This window comes from Atopostipes suicloacalis DSM 15692, assembly GCF_900129085.1.
GTDB classification, from domain to species: domain Bacteria; phylum Bacillota; class Bacilli; order Lactobacillales; family Carnobacteriaceae_A; genus Atopostipes; species Atopostipes suicloacalis.
The window spans coordinates 1-21,410 of the sequence record NZ_FQUF01000025.1; the positions used below are offsets into that span (position 1 = coordinate 1).

General features: G+C 33.4%; 24 protein-coding genes. 19 read left to right on the forward strand and 5 right to left on the reverse strand.

Features of this window, described 5'->3' with window-relative positions; translation table 11 throughout:
* The 5 genes from BUB96_RS07805 to trhA form a co-directional block, all read left to right on the forward strand.
* On the forward strand, positions 1–168 hold a 168-nt coding region (locus tag BUB96_RS07805), incomplete at its 5' end, for a transposase (protein WP_200789078.1).
* A gap of 274 nt (positions 169–442) precedes the next feature.
* Positions 443–1,537, forward strand: coding sequence for an FUSC family protein (locus BUB96_RS07810; protein ID WP_084137032.1), 1,095 nt, complete (start codon positions 443–445; stop codon positions 1,535–1,537).
* Between the two features lie 158 nt (positions 1,538–1,695).
* Positions 1,696–2,844, forward strand: a complete 1,149-nt coding sequence (gene queG / locus BUB96_RS07815; RefSeq protein ID WP_073298345.1) for a tRNA epoxyqueuosine(34) reductase QueG — start codon at positions 1,696–1,698, stop codon at positions 2,842–2,844.
* A gap of 50 nt (positions 2,845–2,894) precedes the next feature.
* Positions 2,895–3,401 carry a tRNA (uridine(34)/cytosine(34)/5-carboxymethylaminomethyluridine(34)-2'-O)-methyltransferase TrmL gene (gene trmL, locus BUB96_RS07820; protein WP_073298317.1) on the forward strand — a complete coding sequence of 169 codons (507 nt, stop codon included), beginning with the start codon at positions 2,895–2,897 and terminating at the stop codon, positions 3,399–3,401.
* 39 nt (positions 3,402–3,440) lie between these two features.
* Positions 3,441–4,085: a PAQR family membrane homeostasis protein TrhA gene (gene trhA / locus BUB96_RS07825; protein ID WP_073298318.1), complete on the forward strand. Its 645-nt coding sequence runs from the start codon at positions 3,441–3,443 to the stop codon at positions 4,083–4,085.
* Positions 4,086–4,204: 119 nt separating this feature from the next.
* Here trhA and argS read toward each other — a convergent pair whose 3' ends face one another.
* Both argS and zwf read right to left on the reverse strand, forming a co-directional pair.
* Entirely contained in the window at positions 4,205–5,905 is a 1,701-nt protein-coding gene (argS, locus tag BUB96_RS07830; RefSeq protein ID WP_073298319.1) for an arginine--tRNA ligase, read from the reverse strand.
* A 179-nt stretch (positions 5,906–6,084) separates the two neighbouring features.
* The gene (zwf, locus tag BUB96_RS07835; RefSeq protein ID WP_073298320.1) at positions 6,085–7,533 is read right to left on the reverse strand and encodes a glucose-6-phosphate dehydrogenase; all 1,449 of its coding nucleotides are present in this window, start codon (positions 7,531–7,533) and stop codon (positions 6,085–6,087) included.
* 156 nt (positions 7,534–7,689) lie between these two features.
* Between zwf and BUB96_RS07840 the strand changes: the two genes are divergently transcribed.
* Positions 7,690–9,015: a DEAD/DEAH box helicase gene (locus BUB96_RS07840; protein WP_073298321.1), complete on the forward strand. Its 1,326-nt coding sequence runs from the start codon at positions 7,690–7,692 to the stop codon at positions 9,013–9,015.
* A 97-nt stretch (positions 9,016–9,112) separates the two neighbouring features.
* Here the strand turns inward: BUB96_RS07840 and BUB96_RS07845 are convergent, their stop codons facing one another.
* Complete coding sequence (locus tag BUB96_RS07845) at positions 9,113–9,898, reverse strand: DUF1189 family protein (RefSeq protein WP_073298322.1); 786 nt, start codon at positions 9,896–9,898, stop codon at positions 9,113–9,115.
* A 164-nt stretch (positions 9,899–10,062) separates the two neighbouring features.
* Here BUB96_RS07845 and BUB96_RS07850 point away from each other — a divergent pair, with 164 nt between their 5' ends.
* From BUB96_RS07850 to BUB96_RS07860, 3 genes are all read left to right on the forward strand, one after another.
* Positions 10,063–10,656: an ECF transporter S component gene (locus tag BUB96_RS07850; RefSeq protein ID WP_073298323.1), complete on the forward strand. Its 594-nt coding sequence runs from the start codon at positions 10,063–10,065 to the stop codon at positions 10,654–10,656.
* Between the two features lie 135 nt (positions 10,657–10,791).
* Entirely contained in the window at positions 10,792–11,400 is a 609-nt protein-coding gene (locus BUB96_RS07855) for a superoxide dismutase (RefSeq protein WP_073298324.1), read from the forward strand.
* Between the two features lie 169 nt (positions 11,401–11,569).
* A complete protein-coding gene (locus BUB96_RS07860; protein WP_073298325.1) occupies positions 11,570–13,705 on the forward strand; it encodes a peptidoglycan D,D-transpeptidase FtsI family protein in 2,136 nt (711 codons plus the stop codon).
* Positions 13,706–13,840: 135 nt separating this feature from the next.
* Here BUB96_RS07860 and rpmG read toward each other — a convergent pair whose 3' ends face one another.
* Positions 13,841–13,993 (reverse strand): 50S ribosomal protein L33, encoded by a 153-nt coding sequence (gene rpmG / locus BUB96_RS07865; RefSeq protein WP_073298326.1) that lies wholly within the window; start codon positions 13,991–13,993, stop codon positions 13,841–13,843.
* A 227-nt stretch (positions 13,994–14,220) separates the two neighbouring features.
* Here rpmG and BUB96_RS07870 point away from each other — a divergent pair, with 227 nt between their 5' ends.
* The 3 genes from BUB96_RS07870 (at position 14,221) to BUB96_RS07880 (ending at position 16,397) form a co-directional block, all read left to right on the forward strand.
* Positions 14,221–14,874 carry a rhomboid family intramembrane serine protease gene (locus tag BUB96_RS07870; RefSeq protein WP_234945829.1) on the forward strand — a complete coding sequence of 218 codons (654 nt, stop codon included), beginning with the start codon at positions 14,221–14,223 and terminating at the stop codon, positions 14,872–14,874.
* A gap of 63 nt (positions 14,875–14,937) precedes the next feature.
* On the forward strand, positions 14,938–15,918 hold the full coding sequence (locus tag BUB96_RS07875) for an ROK family glucokinase (protein ID WP_073298328.1): 981 nt from the start codon (positions 14,938–14,940) through the stop codon (positions 15,916–15,918).
* Between the two features lie 38 nt (positions 15,919–15,956).
* Entirely contained in the window at positions 15,957–16,397 is a 441-nt protein-coding gene (locus BUB96_RS07880) for a rhodanese-like domain-containing protein (protein WP_073298329.1), read from the forward strand.
* Between the two features lie 75 nt (positions 16,398–16,472).
* On the opposite strand, the gene BUB96_RS07885 is transcribed toward BUB96_RS07880, so the two are convergent.
* Positions 16,473–17,336: a pyruvate, water dikinase regulatory protein gene (locus tag BUB96_RS07885; RefSeq protein WP_073298330.1), complete on the reverse strand. Its 864-nt coding sequence runs from the start codon at positions 17,334–17,336 to the stop codon at positions 16,473–16,475.
* 185 nt (positions 17,337–17,521) lie between these two features.
* Here BUB96_RS07885 and BUB96_RS07890 point away from each other — a divergent pair, with 185 nt between their 5' ends.
* The 7 genes from BUB96_RS07890 to BUB96_RS07920 all read left to right on the forward strand — a co-directional run bounded on the left by BUB96_RS07890 (position 17,522) and on the right by BUB96_RS07920 (position 21,402).
* Positions 17,522–17,953 (forward strand): Fur family transcriptional regulator, encoded by a 432-nt coding sequence (locus tag BUB96_RS07890; protein WP_073298331.1) that lies wholly within the window; start codon positions 17,522–17,524, stop codon positions 17,951–17,953.
* Between the two features lie 219 nt (positions 17,954–18,172).
* The gene (gene rpsU, locus BUB96_RS07895) at positions 18,173–18,361 is read left to right on the forward strand and encodes a 30S ribosomal protein S21 (RefSeq protein WP_073298332.1); all 189 of its coding nucleotides are present in this window, start codon (positions 18,173–18,175) and stop codon (positions 18,359–18,361) included.
* Positions 18,362–18,434: 73 nt separating this feature from the next.
* On the forward strand, positions 18,435–18,884 hold the full coding sequence (locus tag BUB96_RS07900) for a GatB/YqeY domain-containing protein (protein WP_073298333.1): 450 nt from the start codon (positions 18,435–18,437) through the stop codon (positions 18,882–18,884).
* Between the two features lie 143 nt (positions 18,885–19,027).
* The gene (locus BUB96_RS07905; protein ID WP_200789080.1) at positions 19,028–20,065 is read left to right on the forward strand and encodes a PhoH family protein; all 1,038 of its coding nucleotides are present in this window, start codon (positions 19,028–19,030) and stop codon (positions 20,063–20,065) included.
* 28 nt (positions 20,066–20,093) lie between these two features.
* The gene (ybeY, locus tag BUB96_RS07910; RefSeq protein ID WP_073298334.1) at positions 20,094–20,579 is read left to right on the forward strand and encodes an rRNA maturation RNase YbeY; all 486 of its coding nucleotides are present in this window, start codon (positions 20,094–20,096) and stop codon (positions 20,577–20,579) included.
* Positions 20,569–20,970: a diacylglycerol kinase family protein gene (locus BUB96_RS07915; RefSeq protein ID WP_407639291.1), complete on the forward strand. Its 402-nt coding sequence runs from the start codon at positions 20,569–20,571 to the stop codon at positions 20,968–20,970. Before ybeY ends, BUB96_RS07915 begins: the two co-directional genes overlap by 11 nt.
* A 27-nt stretch (positions 20,971–20,997) precedes the next feature.
* Positions 20,998–21,402: a cytidine deaminase gene (locus BUB96_RS07920; protein WP_073298336.1), complete on the forward strand. Its 405-nt coding sequence runs from the start codon at positions 20,998–21,000 to the stop codon at positions 21,400–21,402.
* Positions 21,403–21,410: the final 8 nt, after the last annotated feature.

The following is a 21,410-nucleotide window of genomic DNA, read 5'->3' on the forward strand; positions in this document are numbered from 1 at the left end:
AGTACAAACGTACTGGAAAGACTAAACGAGGAAGTGCGACGCCGTGAAAATATCATTCGTATTTTTCCTAACCAAGACTCTGCCAATCGTTTGATTGGTGCTGTTTTAATGGATAAACATGAGGAATGGGTAGGGTCTAATAGAAAATATATTTCATTGGAAGATTAATCCCATGAGGCCTTGACAACGAGCCTCCTTCGGTCTGCCTTTTTGTCTGTGCGGCCGATCAGGCCAGCCTGTCACAAGACTAGCAGACCGAAGCTCATTATCAAGGCTCATTACTTTGTTAGATTATTGAACAACCAGCGTTAATCACATTGTCTACTATTTTACACAAGATTATGGACTTGACAAGATACAGTAAATCAATAGATTATCTAACGGAAATCATTTATACTAGTTGCAGAATAAATGCTTTTATTTTAGAAAATTGAAAGAGAGAATGATTAATTTGAAGATTGGGGCTAGAACGTTTAAAACAAGCCTTGCAATCCTACTTGCAATGATAATCCCTAAATATATTGGGTTAGAAGATGGTGTAGGCTTAGCGACTGCTGCGGTTATATTTTCAATGATGCCTTCTGTTCAAGAAACATTTGATAAAATAGGAAGTCGGATAATATCTAACATAATTGGAGGAGTCATTGCTTTTTTAGTCTCCAATTATATAGGTGATAGTAACTTATTGATTGCAGCGGCTTCTGCTGTATTAATTGCTATTTTAAATCAATTGAATTTAGGTAGTATGATTGGCCTTTCAACATTAACGACAATTAATGTAATGTTATATCCCGGAAGTAATATTTTGTTAACAGCGATCCAGCGAGTTTCTGCAACATTAGTCGGCGTATTAATTGCTTTTTTTGTAAATACTTTTGTGCTTCCACCAAAATACGATGTGAAATTTTATCAATTAACCGTAAGTCTAACGGATAATTCTACAAAATATGTTCGATCGATGCTGAGAAAAAACGCTCAATTTCCAATAATGTCAGAAGATTTAAAACAACTAAAAAAAGATCTTCATACTTTGAATAAATATTATAAATATATGATGGATCCTATCTATAAACGATTTATCAGTTCAAAATATTATTCATTGCTCCGATTTTTAGTTGTATGTAGGCAATCGATTAAGGTGAATCAGATTCTTTATAAGGTAGCTTTTATCATGCATGAATCTGAAAATACCATTAATCACTTACCAAAGGAATTACGAACACTGATACGCGAGCGTATGGAGACTTTAATGACTGCCCATGAGCAAATTTTATTAAAATGGAACGGTCGTGTCCTACCCGATAATGTAAACTTCATGAAATATAGAAATGATTTACGTAAATCTTTTATGGAAGCTTTTTATTTAGAAGCATCTACTGAAGAAGCCATGGAGTATGATTTTTCGAAAGGAAATGACTTATTAAGTATTATGACCACGATTTTTGAATACGACAAGGAACTTCAACATTTTAATAAATTAACAAATAGCTTTGTAAAATATAAAAGAGACGATCAAATTAAATATAAATACGAATAACAAATAAATTTTTCTGAATTATTAATGAGTGTTGATGGGGAGAGCCAAACCATTGACACTCATTTATACTGTAGTAGTATCTTAACTTTTAAAACGTACAAATATTATTTCTTTTTTGTTATACTAATTAAAGAATAAGGGGGGGTAAAGTGGTGAATGTGGCATTAAAAGAATTAATTCGTGAAAAAGCTTATGATATTGGTATAGATAAAATCGGCTTTACTCATGCTGAACCGTTTTATGAATTAGAAGAATCTCTTAAAAAACAACATAAAAAAGGACATCAATCTGGATTTGAGCATAAAATTCTTAAAGAAAGAATTTACCCCGAATTAATATTTGACCAGCCCGAAACTATTATTTCCATCGCTCTGGCCTATCCTTCAAAAATAAAAAATCAGCCTAAACGAGTTCGAGGAGAGCGAAGAGGAGAATTTGCCCGAGCATCTCGGGGTAGAGATTATCACTTTGTCTTACAAGAGCATATCGACCAATTGGTTGATTACATGAAAAATGTATTGGGCGAAGAAGCTGAATTTAAATCGATGGTGGATACGGGGGAATTAATTGATGTAGCTGTTGCGTCTCGAGCAGGAATAGGATTTATCGGTAGAAATGGTTTATTAATTACTAAAGAGTTTGGTTCGTATGTTTATTTAGGAGAAATTATTACAAACATTCCTTTTGAACCAGATCCACCAGTAGGTTATAATTGTGGAGATTGCTGGCGGTGTATAAATGGTTGCCCTACACAAGCATTGCTTGGAAATGGTGAAATGAATGCCAAAAAATGCTTATCTTATCAAACTCAAACAAAAAGTTATATGCCAGAAAATTATCGAAAATCGATGCGTCATGTAATCTATGGTTGTGATATATGTCAAATAGTTTGTCCATACAACCAAGGGATTGATTTTCATTTGCACGAAGAAATGGAACCTGATTATGAAAGGGTTCATCCCAGATTGGAGCCCATGCTCACTATTTCAAATAAAAAATTCAGAGAGCAATTTGGACAGATGGCTGGATCTTGGAGGGGAAAGAAACCTTTACAAAGAAATGCAATCATTGCATTAGCCAACTATCGGGATCGTCGTTCTATACCAACTCTTTTAAAATTAATAGAAGATGATCCACGCCCCATGATTCGTGGAACTGCTGCTTGGGCTATTTCTAAAATAATGGTGAAAAATCCAAACAAAGAAATCATTTCTTTTCTGCAAGAAGCTTTAACTATAGAAGAGGACTCTGAAACTATTGATGAATTTACTCAAGCAATAAAGCGGCTAGAAGAAAATATAGAATAAACTATTTTTAATGATTATTAAAAAGTAAGTATAGAAAGAAGACATTGTACATGAACCATATCGTATTATATAAACCACAAATTCCACCAAATACTGGGAATATTGTAAGAACCTGTGCAGGGACGGACGCTCATTTACATTTGATTTTTCCCTTAGGATTTAGTTTGGAAGATAAAATGCTTAAACGAGCGGGGTTAGATTACTGGAATGAATTAAAAGTGACTTCCCATAAAAGTTTAAAATCCTTTTTAGAATATGCAAAAGGTGGACATCTTCATTTAGTGACTAAGTTTGCACATCAAACGTATACCGATGTTGATTATTCAGACACTGAGGAAGATCACTATTTTATTTTTGGAAAAGAAACGACAGGTTTGCCAGAAAAATTCATGAGAGAAAATGAAGAAAACTGTATAAGGATTCCTATGGATGATACACATATTCGTTCTTTAAATTTATCAAATACGGTTTCTATTATTGTATACGAAGCCTTACGTCAGCAAAATTTTCAACATATGGATTTAACGAAACACTATGATAAAGATAAATTGGATTAAGACCGTAAGAAAGAATATTAAAGAGGAGGAAATATATAAATGACAAAATCAATTACCAAAAATGAATTGCTTGTAGAAATATTTAATGCGATCACACATGGAATTGTAGCTTTACTCGGTGTCGTTTCTATGATTTTTTTGTTAGATAAAGCTTTATCTAATCCCCAAGTTGTTATTTCTGAAGTTATAGCATATAGTATTTATGGAACAAGTTTAATTATGTTATTTTTAGCTTCAACTTTGTATCACAGTTTTAGTTTTTCAAATTATAAAGAACTCTTCCAAAAGATTGATCATGCATCGATATATTTATTAATTGCGGGAACATATACGCCTTATCTAATGGTCACAGTAGGTGGAGCAGTTGGCTATATCTTTTTAGCTATTGTTTGGATAGCAGCATTGGCAGGTGTCATCTTTGAAGTTGTTTGGACGAATCGTTTCCCTAAATTGAGTACTTACTTATACTTAATTATGGGATGGATGGGTGTCTTTTTAATTTATCCTTTATATCAATCGCTTCAAATGAATGGAATCATCTTGCTGTTCCTTGGAGGGCTTTCATATTCAATAGGAACTATCTTTTATAAGATGAAGCATTTGGATTGGATGCATGTTATCTGGCATTTATTCGTAGCTACCGGAGCTATCTTTATGTATTTTAGCATTTATTTATATGTTTAATATATTTAAGGATAGAAGAGGTTTTAAACTTAAAAATTCAAACAGCTGGCCTTCTTTTACATGAATAGTAAAGAAAAAGCCAGCTATTTTTGTCTTAAATATTAAATTTAGTAATAAGCTTACATTTCATCAGGTGCTTGGACACCTAAGATTCGTAAATCCTCTTCCAGCATTAATGCCACAGAGTATACAAGTGCTAAACGACTATCTTTTTCTGGATGATCATCTAAAACACGGATGTTTGCATAAAATCGGTTAAATGCTTGAGCAACATGTAAAGCATGCTTTGCGATAATAGAAGGTTCAAATTCTTGATGGGCTCTTGCTAGGTTATCGCTAAATGACTGAATAAGTTTAATAATTGGCCAACTGTACTGGTCGGTTAATGAATAATTTTGATCTTTAATAAAGTCATTTGCATCTACATTAGCTTTTTTCAAAATACTTAAAGCACGAGCACGAGTGTATTGAACATAGGGTCCTGTTTCGCCTTCAAATTGTACAATTTCATCTAGATTGAAATTAAAATCATTTCGGCGATCATGTTGCAAGTCATGGAATAAAACTGCTCCAACACCAACTTGTTCGGCTACTTCTTCCTTATTAGAAAGGGTAGGGTTCTTTTCATTAATTAGTAGAAGAGCACGTTCTACCGCTTCATTTAGGACATCTTCTAATAAAACAACCTTACCTCGGCGAGTAGACATTTTAGCCCCATCTATTGAAATTAATCCAAAAATAATATGATGGATGTCTTCTTCCCATTGATAACCCATTTTATTTAAAACAGCTTTTAATTGGTTAAAGTGATAAATTTGATCTTGTCCTACAACATATAAGGCTTGATCGAAATCATACGTTCTTTTACGATATAAAGCGGCTGCAATATCACGAGTAATATATAAAGTCGCTCCATCTTGTTTTTTGATTAATGCAGGTTGTAAATCATATTCGTCCAGACGTACTACTTGAGCCCCTTGGTCTTCAATGAGCAACTCTTTCTCTGTTAAAATATCGACTACTTCATCCATTTTATCATTGAAAAAAGCTTCGCCGTTCATAGAGTCAAAAGTAATACCTAACCGTTCATAAATGGTGTTAAATTCATTTAAAGATTCTTCACGGAACCAGCGCCATAGCTGTACGGCTTCTTCATCCCCAGCTTCGAGTTTTCTGAACCATTCACGACCAACACTTTCTAATTCTGGCTCTTCTTCCAGTTCTTCGTGGAAACGAACATATAATTCATTCAATTCAGCAATAGGGTTAGTGCGAACTTTTTCTTCTTCACCCCAAAGTTTATAAGCGGTAATTAGACGACCAAATTGTGTCCCCCAATCTCCTAAATAATTAATTTTAATCGGATTGTATCCCAGTTTATCCACGATATTAGCCAAAGCATTTCCGATAACAGTAGAGCGCAAATGTCCCATTGACATAGGTTTTGCGATATTTGGGGATGACATATCAAGAGGAATATTTTTCCCGTTTCCAATATCACTTGCTCCATAATTTTCTTTTGCCGAAAGTATTTCTCCTAACACTTCCGCACTGACTTCTCCTTTATCTAAATAAAAGTTTAAATAAGGTCCTACAGCTTTTACAGAAGAAACGACTTCAGAAGAAAATTCTTTTGAAAGATCTGCTGCGATTTCTGCAGGATTTTTACGAAAAACTTTTGCTAATTGGAAAGTAGGGAAAGCTAAATCACCGTGTTCTTCAATTTTTGGTTTTTCAAGTAAGTGGTAAATTTTATCTATTGTTAAATGATCACTCAATTGAGTGGATAAATCTTCAGCGATTATTTTTTTATAATCCAACTCAATACCTCCTCATAATATTTACGATCTTATTTATGTATTCATAACGCATAAATTCGCTATGGTATTATATCAAATCCAAGGCTTTTGGGCAAATTTCATTCTATAAATAAAAAATTAAAGGCAAAGAATGCTCGTGCATATCTTTGCCTAAATAATCAATCGCATTAAAAATTTAGTTAATTCCAAATCCAATAATTGTTGTCATTTTCTAGTAATTCATTTGCCTCTTTAGGCCCATTTGTGTTTGCTTCATACAAATAAAGTGGGCTGTCAGCATTAGTCCAAGCTTCGCGTATAGAATCTATATATTTCCAAGATTCTGCTAGTTCATCCCAATGGACGAAGTTTGTTTTATCTCCAGTTAAAGCACTTAATATTAATCGCTCATAATCCTCTGGAGCATCAGCAGATGGTTGATAGGTTAAATGAATAGGTTCTATTTCAAAAGCATGACCGATTTTTTTATTATTTAACTGAAGAGAAAGTCCTTCATCTGGGCCAATATGAATGCTCAAAACGTTCTCTTTAACTTCTTGTGCTGGGAAAAAGGTTGTTGCATCATTTTTAAACACAATATCTATTTGAGTTTTTTTGGCTTTCATTCGTTTCCCTGTTCGAATATATAGAGGAACACCTTTCCAGTTTTCATGGGTAGATTCAATCTTTCCAGCAACGAAAGTTTCAACAGTTGAATCAGGGTCAACTTCGTGTTCAGAAACATAGTCTAAAATATCCAAATTATCTTTTGAAGAGCTGTACTGACCACGTACAAAATTGTGATTAATATTATCTTTATTTATTATTTTTAAATCTCTTAAGGCTTCAACTTTTACTTTACGTATGGCATTTGAATCATTAGATTTTGGTTCATCCATATATAAAAAGCTTACTATCTGCAGCACATGGTTTTGAACCATATCTCTCAAAGCACCGCTTTGTTCATAATAGGCACCACGTTCTTCGACACCCATATCTTCAGCAAGAGTAACTTGAATGTTTGAAACAAAATCTTTATTCCATATTTTTTTGAATAGAGGGTTTCCAAAGCGAAGAGCTAGCAGCATTTGTATCATTTCTTTACCTAAATAATGGTCAATTCGGTAAATCTGTTCTTCACTAAAGGATTCTAAGATATCATTGTTTAATACATCAGAGTTTACAAAGTCTGAGCCGAATGGTTTCTCAATAATTAACCGATTAAAGCCATTCTCTGTGATAAGGTTCTCAGCTCTTAAATGAGAAGAGACAGTTCCAAAGAAACTCGGGGACACCGAAAGATAGAAGACACGGTTTCCTTCAAGATCGTATTCTTCATCTAATTCGTCTGCTAATTTCAATAAGGATATATAATTCTCGGTATCATTTACATTATGTGATTGATAACGAAAATGGCTTGCAAATTCTTTAGCATCTTCATCCGATTTTTTAATTTCTTGAATTGAATCATAAACAACTTCTTGGTAATAAGGATCGGACCATTCTCTACGAGCCGTTCCAATAACTGCAAAATTTTCATTTAAATAATTCTTTTTATACAGTTTATATAGAGCAGGGTATAATTTTCGATAAGCTAAATCGCCTGTTCCACCAAAAATAATAAACAAAGCTTTTTTATTTTGTGCCATTTTTTAATCACCTTTTCTAACGTACTTAATTCTATTTTACTTTGTATTTAAACGTGAAGCAAATTTCATGAAGCATTCATTTCTAAATATAAAACTAGCACTAGATGTTTGACTTTGGTAGAATGTTAAAGAACCTAGTTAGGAGAGGAATAAGCAATGAAAAATAATTTTAAACAATTTAACTTAGAACCCTATTTATTAGAGGCAATTTCTGAACTAAATTTTAAAGAGCCGACAGAAATCCAAACAGAAGTAATTACAAACATTCAATCCAATAGAGATATTATTGCACAATCTAAAACAGGATCAGGAAAAACACATGCATTTTTGTTACCTTTACTTAATCAACTGGGTCAAAATGCAAATAATGTCCAAGTGGTTATTACTGCCCCGAGTCGAGAGTTAGCCGAACAACTCTATCAAGCAACCATCCAGCTGACTAAAAACGCGCCTTGGGACATTGAAGTTTCACGCTTTATTGGGGGAACCGATAAAAATAGACAAATTGAAAGCTTGCAAAATAGCCAACCTGATGTCGTTATTGGAACTCCAGGTCGACTGTTTGATTTGATTCAATCTAATGAATTAAGAACCAATTCAGCCTACGCCATGGTAGTAGATGAAGCCGATATGACGCTTGACTTGGGTTTTATTGAAGAAGTAGACAAGATTGCATCCACCTTGCAGTCAAATAGTCAGCTTCTTGTATTTTCAGCAACTATACCGCAAAAGCTACAGCCATTTTTACAAAAATATATGAACCAACCAATTAGAATAGAAATAGAAAATAAAGAAGTTATTTCAGATTTAATTGATAATTGGTTGATTTCAACCAAAAGCAAAGAACGAACAGAAGTCATTTACAATTTGTTGACTATAGGTAATCCATATTTGGTTTTAATTTTTGCGAATACAAAAGAAAATGTTGAAAAGTTAGCTAATCAACTGATTGATCGAGGACTGAATGTCGGGATTTTGCATGGAGGATTAGATTCAAGAGAACGTAGAAGAGTCATGCGTGAAATTCATAATTTAGATTATCAGTTTATTGTGGCTACAGACTTAGCAGCAAGAGGGATTGATATCGAAGGGGTTTCTCATGTGATCAATGCTGAAGTTCCACAAGATTTATCCTATTTTGTTCATCGAGTTGGACGAACAGGAAGAAATAAATTACCTGGGATTGCCATTACTTTATATTCACCTGGAGAAGAAGACGAAATCCAAATTATAGAAAATATGGGAATTTCTTTTGAAGAAAAAACTATAAAAAATAATGAAATCGTTGATGCTCCTGAAAAAAGAACAGAACGGAAAAGACCCGCAAAACCACTTGAGTATGATGCTGAGATTGCAGGATTAGCCAAAAAGTCTAAGAAGAAAGTTAAACCCGGCTATCGCAGAAAAATACGCTCAAAAAGAAAAGAACTGAATAAACAAAAGAGTCGACAAAAAAGGAAACAAAACAAAAGAAAAAAATAGCTATTTATTAGAGTGATAGGTTCAACTCTAAAGATTGCTTACAACAAAAAGAGACGTGAATCCTAAATAGAAGGTTCCGTCTCTTTTTTAAAATAATTTAATCTGACTTTTTTTGTTTGCCGAGGCGTTTTTTCATTTCAGTAATACTTATATAGAATAAGATTAAAGAAGTAAAAAGAGTGATCTCATATTGATAAGCCACTTGAATTTGAAGAGCGTTGAATATAGCCATTAAAATAAAAGGTCCCATCGATGCAAGCAAAGCAATTTTTGCATTCTGAAGGAAAGACAAACGCGTTTTTCGGAAAACAGAAATTAAATTTGCAAATAAAGAAATTGGTAGAAGCTGAGTGATATAGATGAATAAGTTAACAACAAGTAATATAATGATAAGAAGTACATACATCCCAATAGTAAAGTTCCCCATACTATCTAATGCTTCCATAAGGTTGCCAGCATTCAAATCTTTGAAATCGTTATAAGAAAAGGAATAACCCGTATTCGCAGCATTCAAATAGATTTCATCTTTTAAAAGTCCGATAGAAATGGGGGCTGCTTGAGTGGGGATGTTTGACTCAATCGTATCGACCGTTATTCGATCTTCACTATCAAAATAGAACATGATACTATTTGTTTGATAAATATAACTTCCTGTATCACTTTCTAGTTGACCATCCTCTAGTTTAAAATCGGGGATAGATGTATTAATTTCTTCATAGTCATCAGAAACTTGGTTCGCTATAGGAAACATCTCAAAGATAGAAAAAAATGTTAAGATTAAACCAATAATGAAGATAAGTGAAAAGTAATGAGAATTTTTCATATTTCTAGCCGTGTATATTTCTTTTGGCTTGGTAAAAACAGTTTTTATATAATTAAACATAACTTTCTCCTTCTGTAAAAGATTGCTTACTTAGTTTAGCGAAAGGAAGACAAAAAGTAAATGAAGTCAAAAGAAATATATTTTGACGAATTCATGAATTTGTTATATATTTAACCAAAATTTAATACATAAAAATAAAGAGAATGAATTAATAGGAGAACAAGATGAATAAAAAAACAGATGTATTTCAACTAACCATTCTTAGTATGCTTTTAGCTATTTTAATTGCACAAACCTTTATTCCAATGCTTGGTTATATTCCTTTAGGTCCCATTGATGTCACGATTGTTCATATTACAGTTATTTTAGCAGCAGTTTTATTTGGAACGAAAACAGGCAGCATTATTGGATTAGCTTGGGGACTGTTAAGTATGCTTCGAGCATACATGCAACCGACCCCTTTTAATATTGTGTTTTTAAATCCTCTAATTTCAGTTATTCCTCGTTTAATTGTCGGTTGGATCAGTGCTGTTACCTTTAATTTTTTTAGTGAAAGAATATCTGATAAAATTTCTTACGCAATAACTGCTGGGATAGGAACTTTTGCGAATACATTTTTTGTATTGGGTGGAATATATTTGTTTGCTAGTAAAGCCTATGCAGATGCCTTAGGTATCTCAGAATCTTTATTATTAGGAGCACTAGGAACAGTCGTTGCGACCAATGGTATCATTGAAATCATTGCAAGTATTATTATTTTACCACTCGTCGCTCTTCCTTTGAAAAAAGTGGTCAATAGAAGAAGTACATCTTTATAATAAGTGCAGAGGAACTTTTTAGGAAGAAAACAGAAATATTACGAATTAGTGCTAATTATTTTACCTGTAAATTTATATGTGCTACACTGCAATTAAGAGTCAATAATAGATAATAATCAAGGAGGAGTTTTTTACATGACTTACAAATTGCCAGATTTACCGTACGCGTATGATGCCTTGGAACCATATATTGATGAAGAGACGATGAAACTTCATCACGACAAACATCATAATACCTATGTAGAAAATACGAATAAAGCTTTGGAAGGTCACGATGATTTACAAAAATTATCAATCGAAGAACTTGTGACTAAATTAGATGAAGTTCCTGAAGATATTCGCACGACGGTTCGAAATAATGGTGGAGGACATGTGAATCATTCGTTATTTTGGGAAGTATTATCACCAAATGGTGGTGGAGAACCAACTGGTGAATTAGCGGATGCAATTAATGAATCTTTTGGAAGTTTTGACGATTTTAAATCAGAACTTGCAGCGGCAGCAACTGGTCAATTTGGATCAGGATGGGGCTGGCTGGTAGTCGATAATGGAGACTTGAAAGTTACAAGTACACCAAACCAAGATTCACCTCTCATGCAGGGTCAAACACCAATTTTTGGAATAGACGTTTGGGAACATGCTTATTACCTAAACTACCAAAATGTACGTCCTGACTATGTAAAGGCCGTTTGGAATATCGTTAATTGGGATGAAGTAGCTAAAAGATATCAAGAAGCCAAATAATTTTTAAAGAAAAATAAAAGAATGAAAAATAAAAGGTTTAGCCATTGGTTCTTTGTTTCAGTGGTTAAACCTTTTTTATAATTTCTAATGCAAACTCCCGCCTAATTTGTTAAACTACCATATAGCATATAGACTGTAAGAAATTGATGAGATTAAAGAGGTATAACGAATGGAAAACAAAAAAAAGAATCGGAAAGATCGCAATAAATCACATATTCCTTTTCGATTAAATTTATTATTTTTTATTATTTTCTTATTATTTGTAACTTTGATTACTCGTTTAGGGTATTTACAAATTATACAAGGAGAAGAATTTAAAGCCGAGGTAGAACGAACAGAAAGTACAACCGTTCGTGGAAACGTACCTCGTGGTGAAATCTTTGATTCAAGATTAAGACCTTTAGTCGCTAATGAAGCCAAAAATACGATTATGTATACTAGAGGATCTAATACAAAGACTGAAAATATGGCACAAGTGGCGGGTAATCTAGCGCATTTAATTGATTTACCACATACTTCACCTTTTCAAGATGATGATAGTGATTTGAGTGAACGAGATTTAAAAGATTATTTTTTCGCTACAAATGACGAAATGATGAAAGAACGCATTGAAAAACATACAACAGAAAATAACATTAGTGAAAGTGATTTTTCTTATGCAGATCAACTAGAACTAATTAATGAAGCAGAGATTATGGATTATTCAGACCATGAGTTAAAAGCAATAGCGATTTTTACTAAAATGAATTCAGCATACGCTCTAAGTACGGTTAACATTAAAAATAACGAGGTTACTCAAGATGAAATTGCTCGTGTAAGTGAAAATATACCTTTGCTTCCTGGAATAACTACAGGGACGGATTGGGATCGTATTTATCCTCAAGAAGATACTTTACGAAGTATTTTAGGATCTGTTTCTTCTGAAAGTCAAGGAATTCCTAGACAGCAGTTAAATAGTTATTTAGCGAAAGGGTACTCTCGAAATGATCGAATTGGTCAGAGTCTTCTGGAAGCTCAATATGAAACAGTTTTACGCGGAAGTAAATCCACCTCAAAGACAGAAACAGATCACTCGGGCGATATTATCACCCAAGAAGAGATTTTTTCTGGAAGTAAGGGAAATAATTTAATTTTAACGATTGATATGGATTTTCAAGATCGAGTCGATGATATTTTATTGGATGTTCTTTCTAAAAGACGAGGTTTAAATGAAAGTGTTTATGCAGTGGCTATGAATCCTAAAAATGGGGACATATTAGCTTTGAGTGGAAAAAAAATTGTCAATGGAAAAGTTAAAGATGATTCATTAGGTGTTATTTCAAATGCATTTAATATGGGATCATCTGTTAAGTCAGCGACCGTTTTGATGGGTTATATGGATGGAGCATTAACATTAGATAATAATACAATTGTTGATACACCGATGCGAATGAAAGGTTCGAATAATATTTCATCTGTCTTTAATCGATCGGGATCTGTTTCGGTTAATGATATAACGGCTCTTCAATATTCATCAAACATATACATGGCTCAAATTGCTTTACGTATGGGCGGATATTGGAATTATCAACAAGATCAGGGAGTCCCGATTGACTATGTAGATACAGTAGACAAGATGCGAAGATATTATAGTCAATTTGGTTTAGGCAGTGAAACAGGAATAGATTTACCTAGTGAAGCAACTGGACAAAAAAGCACTCCTGATAATGCAGGCCAAGCGATGTTTTTAGCTTTTGGTCAATATGATACGTATACTCCTTTACAGTTGGCTCAATATTCAGCCACTATCGCAAATGGAGGGACAAGGTTTGCTCCGAAATTAGTATCTGAAATCAGAGAGACCAATCAAGACACTGGAGAGGTCGGTTCTCTAGTCAAAGAGATAGAACCTAAAATTATGAACACCATTGATATCTCTCCTAACCTGATGGAGCGCGTTCAGCAAGGAATGTACCAAGTAGTAAATGGAAATTACGGCTTCGCTCCAGGTATATTTAACAGTGCGCCTTATGTTTCTGCTGGAAAAACTGGAACTGCGCAGGCTTCTTATTGGGGAGAGAACAAATCAAGACAAGGGGAGAGTGTAACCAATATTACTTATGTAGGTTATGCCCCTTATGATGACCCAGAAATTGCTATAGCGGTAGTTGTTCCCTACTTGCCGAATCAAAATACCGGAACGGTTAATGTGGATACTTCAAGGAAAATATTTGATGCTTACTTTGAGGTAGGAGATTATAAAAATGATGAACCCACAACGGATGAAATCCCAGAAGATGCAGGAGATCCATTAGAAGAAGAATAAAAAATCAAAAAGATGGGAGTGATTCTTCCCATCTTTTTGATTTTTATGGAGCGGTAATTAGCTATATAAAATAAATAAGCTTCTAACTTTGTTCCTAAGAACTTGTTAGAAGCTACTATTTCATATCTTGATGATTTATTTTTTAGTTTCACGATGTAAAGTCATTTTACGTTCACGTGGGCAATATTTTTTCATTTCTAAACGTTCATCATTCGTTTGTCTATTTTTTGTAGTAATGTAATTTTGTTCTCCACATTCAGTACATTCTAATGTAATATTTACGCGCATGTCTTTCCCTCCAAATCAGAAAATAAATTATTTACAAAATGAGTAAATAGTTTGCGAATAATAGAATACCACGACTCCGTTAATTATTCTAGTCTTTTTTAATAAAAGTTCATATTCACAAAGTAAATTATGTTATAATTATAAAAGATTTCACTGTACAATGAAAGGGTTTATTCATGAAAACAAATTTAAATGAAAGAATTTACAGAATAAAGAGGAAACCATTTGTGACTTATGGTTTTTTAGCAGTGACCATTTTAATGTATTTACTCATGACCTTCAACGGAGGGAGTGAGAATCCATGGACCTTAATGATTTTTGGAGCAAAAATTAATGAATTTATTGTTTACGGTGAATGGTGGCGATTAATTACTCCTATTTTTTTACATATTGGTTTTTCTCATTTATTATTTAATGGATTAGTCATTTACTTTTTAGGAATTGAATTAGAAATAATCATTGGCCATTTTCGTTTCTTTGTTTTATATCTATTAAGTGGGTTGCTTGGGAATGCGGCTAGTTTTGCTTTTAATAATTCAATCTCAGCAGGTGCCAGTACAGCCATTTTTGGAATGTTTGCGACAACGATTGTTTTAGGTAAATTATATCCGTATCATACAAAAATTCAAAGGTTGTCAAGAGATTATCTAGCTTTAATTGTTATTAATCTTATCACGGGTTTTTTCAGTCATTCCATTGATTATGCAGGTCATTTAGGAGGAATGCTTGGAGGGTACTTAATGATGTACACTTTATCTTCAAAAAATGCAATAAATAACCCGACAAAAAAACGAATAAAATTTGGGCTTGCTTACTTGCTTTGTTTAATTATACTTATAGTAATAGGTTATATAAAAACAACCTCTTCTGGATTTAAATAATTTTACATCAATAAATTCATTTAAATATTTTATTGTAAATATACTAAAGGTAGGAGAATTTCAATGTTAGATAAAAAGGTTATTGGGATTGATTTAGGTGGTACGACGGCAAAGTGTGCGATTTTAAATCAAAAAGGAGAAATCCAAACAAAGTGGAGTATTGAAACAGATATTTCTGAGGAAGGTACAAAGATTATCCCGAATTTGATTCAATCAATTAACCATCAACTCGATCGTTTTCAATTAACAGCTGAAGATTTTATAGGGATTGGAATGGGCTCACCAGGGACAGTGAATCGAATAGATGGGACCGTCATTGGTGCATACAATCTAAATTGGAAAACTTTGCAGCTGGTTCGTGAACAAATTGAAAAGGGTACGGGAATTCCTTTTTTTATTGATAATGATGCAAACGTTGCTGCTCTAGGAGAACAATGGATAGGTGCTGGAAATAATGAACCGGATGTTGTTTTCGTTACTTTAGGTACTGGTGTTGGTGGAGGATTAATTTCTGACGGTAAATTATTGCATGGCGCAATAGATGCTGCTGGAGAAATTGGACATGTGACCGTTGAACCAGAGGGCTATCTATGTACTTGCGGTAAAAAAGGATGTCTAGAACAATATGCTTCAGCTACCGGAGTGGTTCATTTGGCGCGAGACTTGTCTGAAGAATATGCTGGAGATTCTCAATTAAAGTTTTTAATTGATGATGGACAAGATATAGATGCTAAAACGATCTTTGATTTGGCTAAGGACGGCGATGATTTAGCAGAAATGATTGTTGATCGTTTTGCTTATTATTTAGGCTTTGCTTTAGCCAATGTTGCTAACTTACTGAATCCATCTACTATTGTTTTAGGTGGCGGTGTTTCAAAAGCGGGAGAATTCTTAGCTGAGAAGGTGCGAACTGTTGTGAGTGAATTTTCTTTCCCAACGATTCGTGAGATAACAAAAGTGAAAATTGCTGAATTAGGCAATGATGCGGGTGTAATCGGAGCAGCTTCTTTAGTCTTGAATGAAATTGAATATGAGATAATATAAATCACAAACAATTAATCTTGCAGATGTAGAAAGGAATAATGATCTTGTTAAACGGAATTAAAAATTTTATTAGTAATATGAATACATTTACATTAGTTTTATGGGCTATTTTAATTGGATGGGGAATTTGGGAACTGATTCAATACTTTCGAAGAAAAAATTCAGCAGTTGCTTTGGAAAGTGAAGAGTTCAAAAAAGATTTACGTAAAAAACAATTGGTCGATGTGCGAGAAAAAGACGACTTTGATGCTGGGCATATACTAGGTGCTCGTAATATTCCCTTTTTTGAAATTAAACAGCGACATGTTGAGCTACGTAAAGACCAACCAATTTATTTATACGAAGCTGGGACTTATGCCGCCTATAGAGCCGCTATTGAACTAAGAAAACATGGATTTGAAGATTTATTCGTACTTAAAGACGGTTATGATAATTGGGAAGGCCGTATTAAAAGAAATAAGAAAAAAATAGAAGATTAGAAAATAAAAATAGTGTGGTCGAGTATTAATTTTTACTCTATCCACACTATTTTTTGTTGTTTTTAAATAAAGGTACTATTCTCTGTTTTCTGGTTTCTTAATGATATGGTATAAGCCTTCTTCATTTAAGTGATTAACAATAGTACCGGCTGTTTCCTCAATGGATTTATTTGCGACATTAATAATTTTACAGTTTAATTTATTGTACAATTCATCCGCATAATTAATCTCTTCTTTTATACGTATCTTATCCGAATAAATCGTTTCAGGATCTAATCCATAAGCGATCATTCTTTCTTTTCGTATCTCACTTAAAACCTCTACATCATTGGTTAAGCCAATGATACGACTAGGATTTACCTCCCAAATTTCTTCTGGTAGTTCTGACTCAGGCATTAAAGGAAGATTGGCTACTTTATAATTTGTGTTATTTGCTAAATAAATGCTTAGTGGTGTTTTTGAAGTCCTTGAAATACCTAATATAACAATATCAGCTTCTAAAAATCCTTTAGGTTCCTTTCCATCATCATGGGCTACTGCAAACTCTAAAGCTGTAATACGGTCAAAATATTCTTTATCCAAAGGAGCTTGGAAATCTGACTCTGCAGTATTTGATTTTAAACCAGTAACTTCTCCAACACGGTTAACGATTGGCGTTAGGATATCATAATAATCATTACAAACTCCCTTAGCTGATTTTTCTAAATATTCCGACATGTTTTGGTTTGCAAAAGTATGGAAAATAATAGTAATGTCTTTTTCACTTTTTAGTTCATTTACTATTTTATCAATTTCAGCAAATTCTGTAATGAACGTATAATCTTTTATTACATATTCTAATTCGGAAAATTTGTTCAATGCCGCTCTAGCAATACTTACAGCAGATTGACCAATAGAATCAGAAACAACATAAGCAATTAATTTTGGCTCATTCGACATAGGTAAATCCTTTCTTAGTAAAATAAGTTCTTACAATGTAGCGTTCATTATATAGTAAAAGGGGTAAGAAAAAAAGCTATAAAATAAATAAGTTACTTTTAAAAAATGTTTGAATAGAGTATACTGAACTCGGTGACTAGGCTATAGAATATGAAGGATAAATAGCATTACAAGGGTGATGAAAGATGCCGTTATTAAAAGAAGCTCTAGACATACTCAAACAAAGTGATTTAAAAATAACAGAACGCAGAGTCCAAATAATTGAAGTCATGTACCAATCAAATCGTTACTTATCCGCTAAGGAAGTAAAAGCAGAACTAGCAGATAGTTATCCTAGTATAAGTCCCGATACTATCTATCGAAATCTCCACTCTTTTTCCACTCTAAATATATTAGAAGAAACAGAGTTTAATGGAGAAAAATTTTTCCGAGCCAATTGTTACTTTGATGAGCACCATCATCATTTTATTTGTACAAAGTGTGGTCGCTCTTTAAAATTAACCATGTGTCCCTTAGATCATTTTAAAGGGGAGATTGGGGAGGCAGAGGTTACCTCACATCGTTTTGAATTATTTGGTATATGTGAAGATTGTTTAAAAAAGAAAACGGTGACTTAACTTTACTATTAGGAAATAATAATTTTAAAATAAACACTTTTATTAATTGACCTAAAATTCATTTTTGTTTATAATATATTATAGACTGTTAAGTTTAATGACTTACAGAAAACATAAAATTCCAATTGCTGAAATAAGCGATCTGGATTAAGGGAAGACGAATTGTGAATATGAAACAAAGACTGTCATCCCCTGAATTGATGAGGGGAGGTAAGGACGTTGACTAAAACAAACATAAGAGATGGTGAATCTCTAGATGATGCTCTTCGTCGATTCAAACGTTCCGTTTCTAAAACTGGTACTTTAAGAGAAGCACGAAAAAGAGAGTACTATGAGAAACCAAGTGTTAAACGCAAGAAAAAATCAGAGGAAGCTCGTAAGAGAGATAAAAGAAATAAAAGACGTTAATAATTTTGACAGCCCAGCGAATCGATTTTCGATTGTTGGGCTTTCTTTACATAAAAGATAAAGGGTGAGATATATGAGTGTATCAGATCAATTAAATCAAGATATGAAAGCTGCAATGAAAGCAAAAGAAAAGGATCGTTTAACAACGATTCGAATGATTAAAGCAGCATTTCAAAATGAAGAAATTGCTAAAGGTCGTGAATTAACTCCTGATGAAGAAATAACCATTTTATCGCGTGAAAAGAAACAAAGAATGGATTCTTACGAAGAATTTGCGAAGGCAGGACGAGACGATCTCGTTAAGAATCTTGAAAAAGAATTAGAAGTTGTTGACCAATATTTACCAGAACAACTTTCTGATGATGAAGTTCGCTCAATTGTTAAAGAAACAATTGATGAAGTTGGAGCTGAGTCAATGAAAGATATGGGGAAAGTAATGACCAATATCATGCCTAAAGTAGCAGGAGCTGCAGACGGCAGTAAAATTAATCAAATGGTTAAAGAAGAGTTATCTAATCATTAAATTGAATAATAAAAGATAAAAAGAGTGAAATGAAAAGATTTCACTCTTTTTAAACGTCTGTGTAGAATGAACATAAAAAAAGATTAGATAATGTTTCAATTTCATGCAAGATAACATACAAGCATAGCGTAAGATAGGCATATATGATAAAATCAACTTATAATAAATTAAAACTAGAAAGGGTGCATGAATCTTTGACCAAAGAATTGACACAATCCATCCGCACAATGTCAAGTGATGAGCTAGCTATGTCAGTATTTGGAGCACAAAACAGTAATTTACCAATTTTTGAAGATGAATTGGACGTTACGCTTAATACAAGAGGAAAACAGCTGATTATTAATGGGACTGAAGAAGCTGTGCTGGAAATGGGGGAAATACTTTCTCAGCTCGAACAATTAAGCGAAAAAAAGATAGCCATTCAACCAATGGATATTATCAACGCCATTCGTTTATCAAAAAATGATAAATTAGATCAATTTATACGTATGTATGAAAAAGAAATAACACGAGATTATAACGGCAGACCTATTCGAGTGAAGAATGTAGGCCAAAGTGATTATTTTCAAGCTGTTAAAAATAATGATATTGTCTTTGGGATAGGTCCAGCTGGTACTGGAAAGACCTTTTTAGCAGTAGCAATGGCTGTTGCAGCATTAAGAAGAGGCGAAGTAAAAAGAATAATCTTAACCCGACCAGCTGTGGAAGCTGGAGAAAATTTAGGGTTCTTGCCAGGAGATTTAAAAGAAAAGGTAGATCCGTATCTTAGACCTTTATATGATTCGTTGTATCAAATTTTAGGGGTTGAACATACCGGTCGATTGTTAGAGCGAGAAACTATTGAAATCGCTCCTCTGGCTTATATGCGTGGACGGACATTGGATGATGCCTTTGTTATTCTCGATGAAGCTCAAAATACGACAATCCAACAAATGAAGATGTTTATTACTCGTCTTGGTTTTGGTTCTAAAATGATTGTTAATGGGGATATCACACAAATCGACTTACCTAGAGGAACGAAAAGTGGTTTAATTCATGGACAACGTACATTGAACCAAGTAGACGGGATAGGGATGGTTCATTTTGATTCTTCAGATGTTATCCGCCATCCATTGGTTTCAAAGGTAATTACTGCTTATGAAAAACAGGAAAAAACTGGAAAAGAAAATAACGAAAAATAATTTTTATAAATGACTGGATGTGACAAAGTTGGATATTGCATTATACGATGAAACTGAACGTGTAAAGCAACAACAATTAGACTTGGTTAAAAAATTAATTCTTGCGACTGCGAAAGAATTAGGGTTAGATCAGAACTTTGAAGTTTCGATCACTATAGTCGATAACGACCGGATACAAGAGATTAATCGAGAATACCGTTCTATTGATCGCCCAACGGATGTAATTAGTTTTGCAATAGAAGATAATGATGAAGAATTTGAGTGGATATTTGATGAAGAAATTAATGAGAATACAAATGATCTCCCTAGATTGCTAGGTGATATTTTTATATCCATTGATAAAATAGAAGAACAAGCTTCAGACTATGGACATTCTTTTGAAAGAGAGTTTGGATTTTTAACTGTTCATGGCTTTTTACACCTGAATGGTTTTGATCATCAAACTGCAGAAGAAGAAAAAGAAATGTTTTCCCTTCAAGAAAAGATTTTGGAGGAGAATGGTCTTGAGAGATAAAAACAGTAAAAACAAACCGTACAAAAACAGAACTTTTTTTGACTCTTTTCGTTATGCTTACCAAGGAGTCTGTACGGTTTTTCAGGAAGAAAGAAATATGCGTTTCCATGTTTTGACGACCATTGTCGTTTTATTAGTGTCTTTATTTTTATCCTTATCTATTAGTGAATGGTTATGGATTTTTTTAGTCTGTTTTTTGGTCATTGTCATGGAAATTTGGAATACGGTTATTGAAAATACAATAGATATGTTTTCACCTGACTACCATCCCTTAGCTAAAAAAATAAAAGATATGGCAGCAGCCGCTGTTCTATTTACTTCTATTTTTTCTGTAGTGGTAGGTGCAATCATTTTATTGCCTAAAGTATTAGTATTCTTTCATTTATACTAAAAAATAAAAATTAAAAGGAGTCATTTTATGGCAAAAATTTCAGATGAAGCATTAACAATAAAAGCGGAAAGAATGTTAGAAGCAGCCTATGTTCCTTATTCAGAATTTCCAGTAGGAGCAGCATTGCTCACTAAAGAGGGCGAAGTTTATACGGGTTGCAACATTGAGAATGCCTCCTATCCGTTATCTATCTGTGCAGAACGGACAGCTTTTTTTAAAGCTGTTTCAGAAGGGAAATTTGAGTTTGAAAAATTAGTGGTCACAGGTGGAACAGAAGGTCCTATCTCCCCGTGTGGCGCTTGTCGACAAGTTATGGCAGAATTTTGTGACCCAGATATGCCTGTTATTTTAACGAATACCCATGGTCATGTCTATGAAACAACGGTTGCAGGATTGTTACCAGGAGCATTTACAAATAAGGATATGGTTTAATTAAAATG

What these genes read in the sequence shown, in the direction of transcription:
- BUB96_RS07875 (WP_073298328.1), top strand. Translation starts at nt 14,938, where the DNA reads ATGTTAGATAAAAAGGTTATTGGGATTGATTTAGGTGGTACGACGGCA.
- BUB96_RS07905 (WP_200789080.1), top strand. Translation starts at nt 19,028, where the DNA reads ATGATAAAATCAACTTATAATAAATTAAAACTAGAAAGGGTGCATGAA.
- BUB96_RS07900 (WP_073298333.1), top strand. Translation starts at nt 18,435, where the DNA reads ATGAGTGTATCAGATCAATTAAATCAAGATATGAAAGCTGCAATGAAA.
- BUB96_RS07845 (WP_073298322.1), bottom strand. Translation starts at nt 9,898, where the DNA reads ATGTTTAATTATATAAAAACTGTTTTTACCAAGCCAAAAGAAATATAC.
- BUB96_RS07860 (WP_073298325.1), top strand. Translation starts at nt 11,570, where the DNA reads ATGGAAAACAAAAAAAAGAATCGGAAAGATCGCAATAAATCACATATT.
- BUB96_RS07880 (WP_073298329.1), top strand. Translation starts at nt 15,957, where the DNA reads ATGATCTTGTTAAACGGAATTAAAAATTTTATTAGTAATATGAATACA.
- BUB96_RS07840 (WP_073298321.1), top strand. Translation starts at nt 7,690, where the DNA reads ATGAAAAATAATTTTAAACAATTTAACTTAGAACCCTATTTATTAGAG.
- BUB96_RS07920 (WP_073298336.1), top strand. Translation starts at nt 20,998, where the DNA reads ATGGCAAAAATTTCAGATGAAGCATTAACAATAAAAGCGGAAAGAATG.
- trmL (WP_073298317.1), top strand. Translation starts at nt 2,895, where the DNA reads ATGAACCATATCGTATTATATAAACCACAAATTCCACCAAATACTGGG.
- BUB96_RS07890 (WP_073298331.1), top strand. Translation starts at nt 17,522, where the DNA reads ATGCCGTTATTAAAAGAAGCTCTAGACATACTCAAACAAAGTGATTTA.
- BUB96_RS07810 (WP_084137032.1), top strand. Translation starts at nt 443, where the DNA reads ATGATTAATTTGAAGATTGGGGCTAGAACGTTTAAAACAAGCCTTGCA.
- trhA (WP_073298318.1), top strand. Translation starts at nt 3,441, where the DNA reads ATGACAAAATCAATTACCAAAAATGAATTGCTTGTAGAAATATTTAAT.
- BUB96_RS07885 (WP_073298330.1), bottom strand. Translation starts at nt 17,336, where the DNA reads ATGTCGAATGAGCCAAAATTAATTGCTTATGTTGTTTCTGATTCTATT.
- zwf (WP_073298320.1), bottom strand. Translation starts at nt 7,533, where the DNA reads ATGGCACAAAATAAAAAAGCTTTGTTTATTATTTTTGGTGGAACAGGC.
- BUB96_RS07850 (WP_073298323.1), top strand. Translation starts at nt 10,063, where the DNA reads ATGAATAAAAAAACAGATGTATTTCAACTAACCATTCTTAGTATGCTT.
- BUB96_RS07855 (WP_073298324.1), top strand. Translation starts at nt 10,792, where the DNA reads ATGACTTACAAATTGCCAGATTTACCGTACGCGTATGATGCCTTGGAA.
- rpmG (WP_073298326.1), bottom strand. Translation starts at nt 13,993, where the DNA reads ATGCGCGTAAATATTACATTAGAATGTACTGAATGTGGAGAACAAAAT.